General features: G+C 72.7%; 10 protein-coding genes. 9 read left to right on the forward strand and 1 reads right to left on the reverse strand.

What is annotated here, in order from left to right; genetic code table 11:
• Window positions 1-16 precede the first annotated feature (16 nt).
• The 4 genes from pth (at window position 17) to mfd (ending at window position 7,183) form a co-directional block, all read left to right on the forward strand.
• Window positions 17-601, forward strand: coding sequence for an aminoacyl-tRNA hydrolase (pth, locus tag J2X59_RS02995; protein ID WP_326495664.1), 585 nt, complete (start codon window positions 17-19; stop codon window positions 599-601).
• Window positions 598-777 (forward strand): hypothetical protein, encoded by a 180-nt coding sequence (locus J2X59_RS03000; RefSeq protein ID WP_326495665.1) that lies wholly within the window; start codon window positions 598-600, stop codon window positions 775-777. Before pth ends, J2X59_RS03000 begins: the two co-directional genes overlap by 4 nt.
• Window positions 778-999: 222 nt before the next feature.
• Window positions 1,000-3,510 carry a hypothetical protein gene (locus J2X59_RS03005; RefSeq protein ID WP_326495666.1) on the forward strand — a complete coding sequence of 837 codons (2,511 nt, stop codon included), beginning with the start codon at window positions 1,000-1,002 and terminating at the stop codon, window positions 3,508-3,510.
• A gap of 61 nt (window positions 3,511-3,571) precedes the next feature.
• Window positions 3,572-7,183, forward strand: coding sequence for a transcription-repair coupling factor (gene mfd / locus J2X59_RS03010; protein WP_326495667.1), 3,612 nt, complete (start codon window positions 3,572-3,574; stop codon window positions 7,181-7,183).
• Window positions 7,184-7,385: 202 nt separating this feature from the next.
• Here mfd and nhaA read toward each other — a convergent pair whose 3' ends face one another.
• Window positions 7,386-8,564 carry a Na+/H+ antiporter NhaA gene (gene nhaA / locus J2X59_RS03015; RefSeq protein ID WP_326495668.1) on the reverse strand — a complete coding sequence of 393 codons (1,179 nt, stop codon included), beginning with the start codon at window positions 8,562-8,564 and terminating at the stop codon, window positions 7,386-7,388.
• 103 nt (window positions 8,565-8,667) lie between these two features.
• On the opposite strand from nhaA, the gene J2X59_RS03020 reads away from it, so the two are divergent.
• The 5 genes from J2X59_RS03020 (at window position 8,668) to J2X59_RS03040 (ending at window position 13,822) form a co-directional block, all read left to right on the forward strand.
• A complete protein-coding gene (locus J2X59_RS03020) occupies window positions 8,668-9,333 on the forward strand; it encodes a MazG family protein (protein ID WP_326495669.1) in 666 nt (221 codons plus the stop codon).
• Window positions 9,334-9,620: 287 nt separating this feature from the next.
• Window positions 9,621-10,865, forward strand: a complete 1,245-nt coding sequence (gene hisS, locus J2X59_RS03025) for a histidine--tRNA ligase (RefSeq protein WP_326495670.1) — start codon at window positions 9,621-9,623, stop codon at window positions 10,863-10,865.
• Between the two features lie 98 nt (window positions 10,866-10,963).
• Entirely contained in the window at window positions 10,964-12,247 is a 1,284-nt protein-coding gene (eno, locus tag J2X59_RS03030) for a phosphopyruvate hydratase (protein ID WP_058728084.1), read from the forward strand.
• A 401-nt stretch (window positions 12,248-12,648) separates the two neighbouring features.
• The gene (locus J2X59_RS03035) at window positions 12,649-13,206 is read left to right on the forward strand and encodes an FtsB family cell division protein (RefSeq protein WP_326495671.1); all 558 of its coding nucleotides are present in this window, start codon (window positions 12,649-12,651) and stop codon (window positions 13,204-13,206) included.
• Window positions 13,207-13,273: 67 nt separating this feature from the next.
• Window positions 13,274-13,822, forward strand: coding sequence for a DUF501 domain-containing protein (locus tag J2X59_RS03040; protein ID WP_066652599.1), 549 nt, complete (start codon window positions 13,274-13,276; stop codon window positions 13,820-13,822).
• The last annotated feature ends 10 nt before the right edge of the window (window positions 13,823-13,832 follow it).

The raw sequence follows: 13,832 nt of genomic DNA on the forward strand, positions 1-13,832 counted from the left end.
CGTCTGGCCGACGCTGATGACAGGAACGACCCTCGTCGTGGTCGGGCTCGGGAACCCCGGGCCCGGCTACGCGGGGAACCGTCACAACGTCGGCCAGATGGTCCTCGACGAACTCGCCGCCCGCATGGGTGCGACGTTCAAGAAGCACAAGACGCCGAACCAGGTCGCCGAGGGGCGCCTGGTGCCCGGCGGACCGAAGCTCGTCCTGGCGAAGCCGGGATCCTTCATGAACACCTCGGGTGGCCCGGTCTCGAGCGTGCTCGGGTTCTACAGCGCCACCCCGGCGGACCTCGTCGTCGTCCACGACGAACTCGACCTGCCGTTCGACACCGTCCGTCTCAAGGGCAGCGGCGGGCACGGCGGCCACAACGGGCTCCGCGACATCATCAAGGCGACCGGCACGAACGAGTTCACCCGGGTGCGGATCGGCATCGGCCGTCCCCCGGGTCGCCAGGACCCCGCCGACTACGTCCTGCGTGACTTCTCGCCGGCCGAGAAGAAGACGCTGCCGAACCTGCTCGCCGACGGCGCCGACGCCGTCGAGGCGATCGCGGAGCTCGGGCTCCTCGCCGCGCAGCAGCGCGTGCACGCCCCGTCGTGAGCACGGTCCTGTTCGCGGCCGACGGCCCCGTCCAGGTGATCGCGCTCGTCGTCGTGGTGATCGTCGGCTTCACGCTCACCTTCGCTGTCCGGATGCTGACCCGGAAGGCGACCCGGGACGACCGCTCGGACACGCGGCCGTCGCAGCCGGACGATCTCGAGCCCGGACAGGACTGATCCCGGCTTCGCCGGTGCCCGGTAACCACGGTCGGGAGGCGCAGTGCAGGTCAGCGGCGGCTGTCCGGTTCCCGCCGGGTCCCCGAACTGGGGGACCGTCACGTCCCCCGGTCGTCGGTAGGTTCGCCGTCGGGGCGACCGTCCCGACGACGAGGGGGCGACGTGGGGCGAGCACGACACCGGGCAGGACCGACAGACGTCGCACAGCGCTCCGGCACGGGGGTGCGTGCGGTCCTCGCCGTCGTCCCGGCCGCGGTCGCGGTCATCGCGGTCGGCATGGCCTCCCTGCTCACCCAGGACGGCGCGGTCGCCGCCACCGAGACCTGGACACCGACGAGCGCCGAGTCGTCCGCGCCACCGGTCGCGAGCAGCTTCTCCGCCCCGAACGACGTGCACCACGACGTCGACGGACGACTCCTGGTCGCCGACTTCGCCGGGAACGGCCTGCTGCGCCGCGGACTCGACGGCACCTGGAGCGTGGTCGCTCCGTTCGGCACGGCGCCGGGCGACATGTGGAACCCGTCGGCCGTGACCACCCTCGACGACGGCCGCATCCTCGTCGCCGAGGCCGGGCGGCGGTCGATCACGCTCCTCTCCCCGGACGGGCTCGTCGTCTCCCGGTGGGCCCCGCCTCCGAGCGGACGAGCCGTCTCCGAACTCGCGGTGCAGGGGACGACGGTCTTCGCTGCCGTGCCCGGCAGCGGATCGCTCTGGACGGCCGAGCTCGGCAGCGGGACGTGGACGGCGGTCGCGGGTCCGTGGTCCGACCCGAGCGGCGTCGCGATCTCCGCCGACGGTGGAACGCTCACCGTGACGGACGCCGGACCCGACGAGGTGTGGCAGGTCGACCGCGCGTCGGGCGTCGTCAGCGCGCTCGGGTTCCCGGCCGATGGGCAGACCCGGCTCCGCGGGGTGGCGGTCGACGACGGGGACGTCTTCGTCGTGGACAACGGGAACGGCCGCGTCTGGTCGGACGAAGGCGGCGCGTGGGCTCCGGCGTTCTCGACGGCGCCCGACGGGTCGGCACTCGCGAACCCGACCGCGGTGTCCGTCGGCCCGGGTCGGAGCCTGGTCGTGGCGGACTACAACCGGCAGCGGATCGTCACCGCGACGTCGTCCGGCCGCGTCGAGGAGACCCCGGGCACGAGCCCGACCGCGCCGACGGCGGAGCCCCTGCCGTCGGACATCCCGACGCCCGAGCCGACGGCTGGCCCGACGATCGCCCCGTCTCCCGGACCTTCGGCGGAGCCGACGACTCCGGCGACCGGTGAGCCGACGACGCCGGCGAGCAGTGACCCGAGCGGCGGTTCGACCCCCTCGCCGACGTCCGACCCGACCGCCTCGCCGACGTCCGATCCGACCGCCTCCCCGACCGACCCGTCGACGCCCGACCCGACTGCCTCGCCGACGTCCGACCCGACGGGGGAGCCCACCCCCGAGACGACGTCGGAACCGACCGCTGCACCGACGTCCGACCCGACGGGGGAGCCCACCCCCGGGCCGACGTCGGATCCGACCGCAGCGCCGACGTCGGATCCGAACGACCAGCCGACGCCCACGCCGACGCCGACGCCGACGCCGATGCCGAGCAGCGAGCCGGGTACGGACCCGTCGGCGCCGGCGACCGACGAGCCCACCCCCGCCCCCACGGGTGAGCAGACCGACGAGCCCACCGACGAGCCGAGCGCGACGCCGACGGTGACCCCCGCACCGACCTCGTCGCCCTCCCCGACCGACGATCCCACCGCGGAGCCGACCGCCACGCCGCAGCCCGATCCGTCGACGGAGCCCGGTCCCTCGACGGACCCGGAGCCGACCGACGAGCCGGGCCCCACCCCGACGCCGCCCGGCCCCGGACCGACCACCCCGGAGCCGACCCCGTCGCCGTCGGGCACCCCGGGTGCGACACCGACGACCGACCCGGGCCCCCGACCCGAGCCGGATCCCGACCCGACGGGCGAGGCGAGCGCGACGCCGACCCCCTCCGCCCCGGCCACGGCAGGACCGCTCCCGACCGGGACACCCTCGACGGCAGCGGAGCCGTCGCCCGCACCGTCCCCGACGGCCGAGCCGACCGCGGAGCCGGAGCCCGGACCGACCTCCGCGCCGGAGCCGACCACGGCGCCCGGACCGACGACCGCGCCGGAGCCGACCACGGCGCCCGGACCGACGACCGCGCCGGAGCCGACCACCGCCCCCGAGCCGACCACCGCCCCCGAGCCGACCACCGCGCCCGGACCGACCACCGCGCCCGGACCGACCACCGCGCCCGAGCCGACCACCGCGCCCGAGCCGACCACCGCGCCCGGACCGACCACGGCGCCCGAGCCGGGGGCGACCACCGCCCCGGAGCCCGGACCGTCGCCCTCGCCCGACGCCTCGTCCGGAGCCGCCCCCGGTCCGACCGGCGCCCCCGCACCGACGGCCGCACCCGACCCGGACCCGTCGCCCGGCCCGGACGGCTCCACCGGCGGGGGAGGACCGACCGCCCCGACCCCGACCGCCCCGACCCCGAGCGCCGACCCGGGGTCGGCCCCCGGCCACGGCGGGACCACCGGCGTGACGGGTGCCGACGCGGCGGACGGTGCCGCGCCTCCCGACCGGGCCGGCTCCACGTCTGCGGACCGCAGCCCGACCACCCTCGCCTGGACCGGCGCCGCACCCGTCGCGCCCGCGCTGCTCGTGGCCGCGCTGCTCGTCCTGATCGGGTCCCGACTCCGTCGCCGCAGCTGACCGTGTTCGCCGCCCGCGCACGCCGGGCCGGGTGTCGGACGCCGCCGGTACCATCGTCTGAGTGACGATCTCGGGCATCATCCCTGCGCTCTCGCGCGCCTCCGCGTTCGATCGCGTCCTCCGCGCTGCCGGGCGTGACGCGGACTTCTCCGTCGTCGACGGCCTGCGGGTCCCGTTGCTCGGCGCGCTGCTCGCCGAGCGCAACGGTCCCCAGTGCCTCTTCGTCGTCACCGCCACCGGGCGCGAGGCCGAGGCGGTCCGCGGCGCCTTCACGTGCACGGTCCCCGACGCCGAGGTCCTCGAGTTCCCCGCGTGGGAGACCCTGCCGCACGAGCGCCTCAGCCCGAGCGCCCAGACGGTCGGCACCCGCATCGCGACGCTCCGCAAGCTCGCCGCGTGGCAGGACGCCGATCCGGCCGACCGCCGCACGATCGTCGTGGTCGCGAGCGTCCGCGCCGCACTGCAGCCCATCGCGGGCAACCTGACGTCGCTCGCCCCGGTCGCACTCGCGACGGGTTCACGCGGCAACGACCTCGCGACCATCGCGTCTCAGCTCGTCGACCTGGCCTACGCCCGGGTCGACCTCGTCACCCGCCGCGGCGAGTTCGCGGTGCGCGGTGGCATCCTCGACGTCTTCCCGCCCGGTGCCGACCACCCGGTGCGCGTCGACTTCTTCGGCGACGAGATCGAGGCGATCGAGGCGTTCTCGGTCGCCGACCAGCGCACCACCGACGACGACCTCGGCTCGGTCGAGCTCACCGCCTCGCGCGAGCTCCTGCTCAGCGACGACGTGCGCCAGCGGGCACGCGAGATGCTGCACGAGTTCCCGAACCTGTCGCAGATGCTCGCGAAGATCGCCGAGGGGATCCCGGTCGAGGGCATGGAGTCCCTCGCGCCGGCGCTCGTGCAGGACCTCGTGCCGATCACCACCTACCTGCCCGAGGCCGCCACGATCGCGGTCCTCTCGCCCGAGCGGGTCGCCGGTCGCGCGCACAGCCTGGCCGAGACGAACACCGAGTTCCTGCAGGCCGCGTGGAGTGCCGCGGTCGCGGGCGCACAGGCACCCATCGACCTCGACGCGGGCAACTTCCTGTCCGTGCAGCAGCTCAAGAACACCCGCGGCCAGCGCACCTGGTGGACGGTCACGCCGTTCGACTCGGGGCTCGACGAGGGTGACCGCGCGCGCGTGCTCACCGACGCCGAGGCCGCTGCCGAGGCCGGTGAGTACATCCGCGTCCGCGCGGAGTCGATCCCGAGCTTCGCGGGCAGCGCGGACGGGGCCGTCGAGCACGTCAAGCAGCTCGTCGACGACGGGTGGGGCGTCGTCGTGACGGCGCAGGGCAAGGGGCTCGTCGAGCGCGCGGTGCAGGTACTCGCGGACGCGGGTGTCGCGGCTCGTGCCGAGGACCTCACCGCGCCGCCCGAGCCGGGCGTCGCGATCGTCACCACCGCCACCGTCGAGGCCGGCTTCGCGACTCCCGACCCGCGGATCGCCGTCCTGAGCGAAGCCGAGTTCTACGGCCGCAGCGTCCAGCAGGGCGCCCGCACCGTCAAGAAGCTCGCCGCCCGCCGCAAGAACGTCGTCGACCCGCTGCAGCTGAAGCCGGGCGACGTCGTCGTGCACAACACCCACGGCATCGGCAAGTTCGTCGAGCTCGTCTCGCGCGAGGTCAGCTCCGGCGGCCGCAACGCCGTGAAGACGCAGCGCGAGTACCTCGTGCTCGAGTACGCCCCGTCGAAGCGGAACTACCCGGGCGACAAGCTCTTCGTCCCGACCGACCAGCTCGACCAGCTCTCCCGGTACGTCGGCGGCGAGAACCCCACGCTGTCCAAGATGGGCGGCTCGGACTGGTCCGCCGCGAAGTCGAAGGCGCGCAAGGCCGTCCGCGACATCGCCGTCGACCTCGTGAAGCTGTACTCGGCGCGCATGGCCTCGAAGGGGCACGCGTTCGGTCCGGACACCCCGTGGCAGCGTGAGCTGGAGGAGGCCTTCCCGTTCGCCGAGACCGCCGACCAGCTCACCACCATCGACGAGATCAAGCGCGACATGGAGAGCCCGATCCCGATGGACCGCCTGCTCTCCGGCGACGTCGGCTACGGCAAGACCGAGGTCGCGATCCGCGCGGCGTTCAAGGCCGTGCAGGACGGCAAGCAGGTCGCCGTGCTCGTCCCGACGACGCTGCTGGTGCGCCAGCACATGGAGACCTTCCAGGAGCGCTTCGCGGGCTTCCCCGTGCACCTCCGCGCACTCAGTCGCTTCCAGACCGAGAAGGAGTCGAAGGAGACGATCGCCGGCCTCGCCGACGGCACCGTCGACATCGTGATCGGCACGCACCGCATCCTGTCGCAGAACATCGCGTTCAAGGACGTGGGGCTCGTCATCATCGACGAGGAGCAGCGCTTCGGCGTCGAGCACAAGGACCAGCTCAAGAAGCTCAAGACCAACGTCGACGTGCTCGCGATGTCCGCGACCCCGATCCCGCGGTCGCTCGAGATGGCCGTCACCGGCATCCGGGAGATGTCGACGCTCGCGACCCCGCCGGAGGACCGCCACCCCATCCTGACCTTCGTCGGGCCGCAGTCCGACCTGCAGGTCGCCGCCGCGATCCGCCGCGAGCTCCTGCGCGAGGGCCAGGTCTTCTACGTGCACAACCGCGTGAAGGACATCCAGTCGGTGGCGTCGCACCTGGCCGAGATCATCCCCGAGGCCCGGATCCAGGTCGCCCACGGGCAGATGTCCGAGGGCACCCTCGAGCAGGTCATGGTCGACTTCTGGGAGCGCAAGTTCGACGTGCTCGTGTCCACGACCATCGTCGAGACGGGCCTCGACATCGCCAACGCGAACACACTGATCATCGACAAGGCCGACAAGTACGGGCTGTCGCAGCTCCACCAGCTCCGCGGTCGCGTCGGCCGTGGGCGTGAACGCGGGTACGCGTACTTCCTCTACGACGCCGACAAGCCGCTCTCCGAGACCGCACAGGACCGGCTCGAGACCATCGCCGCGAACAACGAGCTCGGCGCCGGCATGCAGGTGGCCATGAAGGACCTCGAGATCCGCGGCGCGGGCAACCTGCTCGGCGGCGAGCAGTCCGGGCACATCGCCGGGGTCGGCTTCGACCTGTACCTCCGCATGATCGGCGAGGCGGTGTCGCAGTTCCGTGGCGACGTCGCCGAGGGACAGACCGAGCTCCGGCTCGAGATCCCGGTCGACGCGCACATCCCCGAGGACTACGTCGAGTCCGAGCGGCTCCGGCTCGAGGCGTACCAGAAGCTGTCGGCCGCATCGGCTCCGGCTGCGCAGCCCGAGGCGATCGACATGGTGCTCGACGAGCTCACCGACCGCTACGGCCAGCCGCCGCAGCCGGTGCTCACCCTGGTCGAGGTGTCGCGCCTCCGCCGCATGGCGCAGCAGGTCGGCCTGTCCGACGTCGTCGTGATGGGGTCGAACCTGCGCATCGCGGGCAAGGAACTCGCCGACTCGGCCCAGGTCCGGCTGAAGCGCATGTTCCCCGGCGCGCGCTGGTTCCCGCAGCAGGACGCCGCGAGCATCCCGCTGCCGAAGCCGCACGGCGAGACGCTGCCCGACGACGCGCTCATCGAGTGGGTGGAGAGCATCCTGACGGCCGTCTACGGCGCGTCCAAGGCCCCCGCGGAGGCGCCTGCCTCCTGACGCGGCCTGCGCGAAGTGACGCGACCCGACGCGGCCTGGAGGCGCGGTGCCAGCCGGTACCGCGCCTCCAGGCCGACGAGTGGTCGCCATCCGACATCGCACGTGTCGATCGACCCGTGCGATGTGGCACGGTGCGCCTGCAACGACACGTCCGCGGTCCTCCGACGGCGGACGTGTCGCAGCGCAGTGGCCGCTCGGTGCGTTACTCGGTGGCCTCGGCCTCGGAGAGCTCGCGTCGCGCGCGGTAGCGGCGGGCGCGCAGGCTGACGACGACGGCGGACGCGAGGATCGCGATGCCGGACCCGACGAGCACGGCGAGGACACCCTCGTCGAGGATCTCCTCGTTCCGGGCGAACGCCAGCTCGTTCATGAGCAGCGAGACCGTGAAGCCGATCCCGCCGAGCACGCCGACCGTCACGATCGACCAGAACGAGAGCGTCGATCGACCGGGGGCGCGGAAGATGCGCGTCGCGACGGCACCGAACAGCGTGATGCCGATGACCTTGCCGACCGGGAGCGCGAGGACGACGGCCCAGAACGTGGGGGAGAGCTCGCCGATGCCGACGCTCGGGAGCACGACCGCCGCCGAGGCGAAGGCGAACACCGGCAGCACGACGGCGTTCGACCACGGCTCGACGTTCTCGTGCAACGTGTGTCCCGGACGGCGGGGCAGGACGAGACCGAGCGCGACGCCGGCGATGGTCGCGTGCACGCCCGAGTGGTACACGAGCCACCACGTGACGAGGCCGACCAGCACCATCGCGGCGATGATCCACACGTGGCCGGTGCGGCCCGGACGCAGCAGTCGACCGAGCACCGCGAAGACGACGAGGGCGACGACCGCACCGCCGAGCGCGAGGAAGTCCGTGCCGTGCGCGAAGACGACGGCGATGATGACGATCGCGATGAGGTCGTCCAGCACCGCGAGCGCGAGCAGGAACACGCGCAGCGTGGAGGGCAACCCTCGACCGAACATCGCCAGGACCCCGAGCGCGAACGCGATGTCCGTCGCGGTCGGGATGGGCCACCCGTGCTGGTACGGCGTGCCCGAGGTCACCAGGAGGAAGATCCCGGCCGGCACGAGCACGCCGCCGACCGCGGCGATCGCCGGGATGACGGCCGTCTTCGGGTTCGAGAGTTCCCCGTCGAGCAGCTCCTGCTGCAACTCGATCGCGACCAGCAGGAAGAAGACCGCGAGCAGGCCGTCGCTGATCCAGTGCGACACGGACAGGTCGAGACCGACCGCTCCCCACGGCGAGTGCGCGTCGAGGGCTCGTTCGAGGCCCGGTCCGAGCGGCGAGTTCGCCACGAGGAGGCCGAGCACGGCGGCGGTCAGGAGCGCGATCGCGCTGAAACGGGGGGAGCGGACGAGTGCCGACATGGATCTCCGACGGTGTGCGGGTACGGGTACGGAACCGTCGACCAGACTTCCCGACACACCAGGGGTGAGCCTACCGGAGCGGCCTGCGTGCGAGCATGACGCCATGACCGCCGTCACGGACCTCGTCGAAGTCGTCGACCGCCTGCTCGCCCCCGACGGCGGTTGCGTGTGGAACCGTGCACAGACCCACGCATCGCTCGCGCGGTACGCCGTGGAGGAGTCGTACGAACTCGTCGACGCCATCGACTCCGGCGACGACGACGACCTCCGCGAGGAACTCGGCGACGTGCTCTACCAGGTCGTGTTGCACGCCGGACTGGCTGCAGCGCAGGGCCGGTTCGACCTCGAGGACGTCGCCGCCGGTGCTCGCGACAAGATGGTCCGTCGGCACCCGCACGTGTTCGGTGCCGAACGGGCGGACACGGAGGCGGAGGTCGTCCGGGTGTGGCGGGCGGCGAAGTCGGCCGAGAAGGCGTCGCGCACGAGTGTCCTCGACGGGGTCCCGAGGGCGATGCCGCCGCTGGAGCGAGCCGTGAAGCTGCTCGAACGCCTGGAGGAGCGTGGCGACGCCGCCACGGTCGTCGCCGCCGTCACGTCGGCGGCCGCGCCTGCCGAGGGCAGCCGGTCGGAGGGCGCCGTCGACGACCGGTGGTGGGGTGCGGGGATGCTCGCCGAGGTCGCAGCGGCGCGGGAGGCGGGCATCGACGTCGTCGCCAGCCTGCGGGACGCGGTGACCCGGCTCGAGGCCGGCGCGCGCGTCGGGGAGTGAGCTGCGCCTCTTGTTCGGCGCGCGCGGAGGAGCGCCGGGCAGGCAGACGAGAGGGCGGGCACCCTCCCAACCCGAAAAGGAGGGTGCCCGCGAGCGGGCCACGACGCGCCAAGGCGACACGTCGACAGGGATGCCCGCCCGAACCGCGGGGCACCGTTGCAGCACACCAGCCCCGCGAACGGTCTGGTGGCCGGATCAGGAGGCCGTCAGACCGAGGTTCTGTATGTAGCGTACCAGTAGACCGGCTGGGGCGCAAGATCCTGCCCCGGTTCTGGCAAGATTGGCGCATGGCGACGACCGTGACGGCTCCCCGTGGCATGCGTGACTTCCTCCCGGCGGACAAGGCCCGTCGCGAGCACGTCCTCGGGGTGGTCCGGGACGTGTACGCGCGTCACGGGTTCGACGAGATCGAGACCCCGGTCGTCGAGGACGCCGCACGCCTGCACTCGGGGCTGGGCGGCGACAACGAGAAGCTCGCGTTCGCGGTGATGCGCCGCGGGCTCACCACCGAGGACCTGCAGCAGGCGGCTGCGCCGCTCGACCTCGCGGACCTCGGACTCCGCTTCGACCTGACGGTCCCGCTCGCCCGCTTCTACGCCTCGCACCGCGCCGAGCTGCCCGCGGTGTTCCGTGCCGTGCAGATCGCACCCGTGTGGCGTGCCGAGCGTCCGCAGAAGGGGCGCTACCGGCAGTTCGTCCAGTGCGACATCGACATCCTCGGCGAGCCGGGGCAGCTCGCGGAGATCGAGCTCATCCGCGCGACCACCGCCGCGCTCGACGCGCTCGGCATCGCGGACACCACCATCCGGATCAACGACCGTCGCATCCTGCTCGCGCTGCTCGCCTCGTGGGGGATCACCGACCCGGACGCCGCGGACCGGGCGCTGATCACGGTCGACAAGCTCGACAAGATCGGTGCGGACGGTGTGGCCGCCGAGCTCCGCGCGACGATCGGCGCCGACCTGCCGGGCCTCGAGGACACGATCCGTGCGCTCGAGGCCGCGGACTGGGTGTCCGTCGAGGGGGCGCCGTGGCTCGATGCCGAGGCGTTCGCGGACCTGCTCCGCCTCCGCCGGGCCCTGCCGGGCGTGGACCTGCGCTTCGACCCGACACTCGTGCGCGGCATGGGCTACTACACGGGCACGATCTTCGAGGTCGCCCACCCCGACTTCGGCTACAGCCTCGGTGGCGGCGGTCGCTACGACGGCATGATCGGACGCTTCCTCGGGCAGGACGTGCCCGCGGTCGGGTTCTCGCTCGGGTTCGAGCGGCTCGTCGACCTCGTCACGCTGCCGGAGTCGGCCGAGTCGGACGCCGTCGTGCTCCTGTACGACAGGGACGTCGACCCGGTCCGCCTCGCGGCGCTCAAGACCGAGGCCCTCGCGTCGCACCGTCGCGTCCGGCTCGAGCGGCGGCCGAAGAACACCAAGAACCTGCTCGCGAGCCTCGCCGAGCAGGGCTTCGCGGCCTTCGCCGGTGTGCGGGCCGACACCGAGACCCTGGAAGGTGTCGAGTTCCGCCCGCTGGCGTGAACTCCTCCACACCCGACGTCATCCGCGGCGAGGCGTCCACCGCGCCTCGGTAGGATCGACCCGCTGTCCACCACAACCGAACTCGTAGGGAGTACCCCGTGGCCCAGATCGATGCCGTAGGCGCACGCGAAGTCCTCGATTCCCGAGGCAACCCGACGGTCGAGGTCGAGGTCCTCCTCGACGACGGCGTGGTCTCGCGCGCGCTCGTCCCGTCCGGCGCCTCCACCGGTGCGTTCGAGGCGTACGAACTCCGCGACGGCGACGCGAACCGCTACGGCGGCAAGGGCGTCCTGAAGGCCGTCGACGCCGTCCTCGACGAGATCGGCCCGGCGCTCGAGGGCTTCGACGCCACCGACCAGCGCCTCGTCGACGCCGCGCTCATCGAGCTCGACGGCACCGAGAACAAGTCCCGCCTGGGTGCCAACGCGATCCTCGGCGCCTCGCTCGCCGTCGCCCGCGCCGCCGCCGACTCGGCCGACCTGCCGCTGTTCCGCTACCTCGGTGGCCCGAACGCGCACACGCTGCCCGTCCCGCTCATGAACGTCGTCAACGGTGGCGCGCACGCCGACACCAACGTCGACATCCAGGAGTTCTTCCTCGTGCCCTACGGCGCCGAGAGCTTCTCGGAGGCCCTGCGCTGGGGCGTCGAGACCTACCACGCCCTCAAGGGCGAGCTGAAGAAGCAGGGTCTCGCGACCGGCCTCGGCGACGAGGGCGGCTTCGCCCCCGAGCTCGCCTCGAACCGTGCTGCGCTCGACTTCCTGCTCGCCGCGATCGAGAAGGCCGGCTTCACCCCGGGCAAGGACATCGCGCTCGGCCTCGACGTCGCCGCGACCGAGTTCTTCCACGACGGCAAGTACGCGTTCGAGGGCAAGCAGCTCTCGAGCGAGGAGTTCACCGGGTACTTCTCGGACCTCGTCGCGAACTACCCGCTCGTCACCATCGAGGACGCCCTGGCCGAGGACGACTGGGAGGGCTGGAAGCACCTCACCGCCGAACTCGGCTCGAAGCTGCAGCTCGTCGGCGACGACCTGTACGTCACGAACCCGAAGCGTCTGCAGCGTGGCATCGACGAGCAGGCCGGCAACTCGATCCTGGTCAAGGTGAACCAGATCGGCACGCTGACCGAGACCCTCGACGCCGTCTCCCTGGCGCACCGCCACGGCATGACCGCGATCCTGTCGCACCGCTCGGGCGAGACCGAGGACACCACCATCGCCGACATCGCGGTGGCCGTCGACGGTGGCCAGATCAAGACCGGTGCCCCGGCCCGTTCGGACCGCGTCGCGAAGTACAACCAGCTGCTCCGCATCGAGGAGGAACTGGGCGACGCCGCCGTCTACGCCGGCCGCACCGCGTTCCCCCGGGCCGCTGCGCTCTAGGTCGCACCCGCACCACCACGAGACGCCGCCCTCCTCCGGGAGGGCGGCGTCTCGCCGTTCCCGGGCGCTCCCGTCGTCGTCGAGCTGATCCGCCCTCGCTCTCGACCCGGTCTGCTCTCGCCCTCGAGCGGGCCAGATCTGCGACGCTCGGCGCTGCATTCCGACGGTCATCGCTCGCTCGGTGGACGTGAGCGGCATGTCCTTCCCGCTCGGCAGCCGGTTAGCCCACAGCCGGCCAGCCAGCCGGTCGGTCAGCCAGCCAGCCTGGTGGCCCTCCGGGGGACGGGAGGCGCGTGGCGGCCGTGCGCCGCGCCTCCCGGCCGCTGGGAGGGTGCCGAGCGACGCACGACGGTCCGCGTGCCGGGTCACGTGACCGTGCCGCGCCGGGTTATCGTCGAGCCGTGCCCAGCCAGAAGCCCCGCGTCCGCCGCATCCCCGTGGCCGTGCCGGAGTCCGGTGCGCACGAGCAGCCCTGGTACCGGTCCATCCGGTTCTCCGGCTTCAGCCTCCTCATGCTCGCGATCATCGTGCTGTTCGTCGTCGTGCTCGCCCCCTCGCTGCGGACGCTCATCCAGCAGCAGGAGCAGATCGCGCAGCAGCAGCGCGAGGTCGCAGCGCAGAAGGCCGACGTCGCGCAGAAGAAGCAGGACGTCGCGCGGTGGGACGACCCGGCCTACATCGAGGCCCAGGCCCGCGACCGGCTGCTCTACGTGTACCCGGGCGAGGAGAGCTACCTCGTGATGGGTGCGGAGCAGGCGAAGGGGTCGGACCGGACCGAGACCGACTCCGGCAGCCCGGTCAGCTCGATGGTGCAGACGCCGAAGGTCGACTGGGTGCAGGCGATGCTGTCCAGCGTGCTGCAGTCCGGGTTGACCGAGAAGACCACCGAGGAGCTCGTGGCTCCGGACGTCTCCGGCACCGGGGACCCGACCGGCGCCGCGACGAGCGACAGCAAGTAGGGCAGCCGGGGCGCCGCGGCGTCACGGAGTGGGACGGCGACCCGGACTCGGGTAGGCTCACGTGCCCGTGACGACCCCTCCCTTCGATCCGCCGTCCGACCGCGACATCCAGGTCGTCTCGGCGCAGCTCGGGCGACCGGCCCGCGACGTCGTCGGGATCGCTGCACGGTGCGCCTGCGGCAACCCCACCGTCGTGTCGACGAAGCCCCGACTCGCGAACGGCACCCCGTTCCCGACGTTCTACTACCTGTGCCACCCCGCCGCCACCGCGGCCGTGAGCACGCTCGAGGCGAACCACGTCATGCCCGAGCTCGCCGCCCTGCTCGAGGACGAGACCGTCGCGGCGCAGTACCGCGCGGCCCACGAGTCCTACCTGGCGGACCGCGAGTCGATCGAGCACGTCGACGAGATCGACGGCATCAGCGCGGGCGGCATGCCCACCCGCGTGAAGTGCCTGCACGCGCTCGTCGGCCACGCCCTCGCTGCCGGACCCGGCGTCAACCCCATCGGCGACCTCGCGCTCGAGCGCGTGGACTGGTCGCCCTCCCGCTGTGAGTGCCGGGCGTATGATGGCATCGCAGACGCTGGAGTCGGGGCGGGTGGCGGCGAAGACTGACCAGCCTCCC

The organism is Curtobacterium sp. 260 (genome assembly GCF_030803485.1).
In the GTDB taxonomy this organism is placed as follows: Bacteria; Actinomycetota; Actinomycetes; order Actinomycetales; family Microbacteriaceae; genus Curtobacterium.

Excerpts from the sequence above, each read along its gene's own strand:
- pth (WP_326495664.1), top strand. The coding sequence starts at position 17 with ATGACAGGAACGACCCTCGTCGTGGTCGGGCTCGGGAACCCCGGGCCC.
- nhaA (WP_326495668.1), bottom strand. The coding sequence starts at position 8,564 with ATGTCGGCACTCGTCCGCTCCCCCCGTTTCAGCGCGATCGCGCTCCTG.
- J2X59_RS03020 (WP_326495669.1), top strand. The coding sequence starts at position 8,668 with ATGACCGCCGTCACGGACCTCGTCGAAGTCGTCGACCGCCTGCTCGCC.
- hisS (WP_326495670.1), top strand. The coding sequence starts at position 9,621 with ATGGCGACGACCGTGACGGCTCCCCGTGGCATGCGTGACTTCCTCCCG.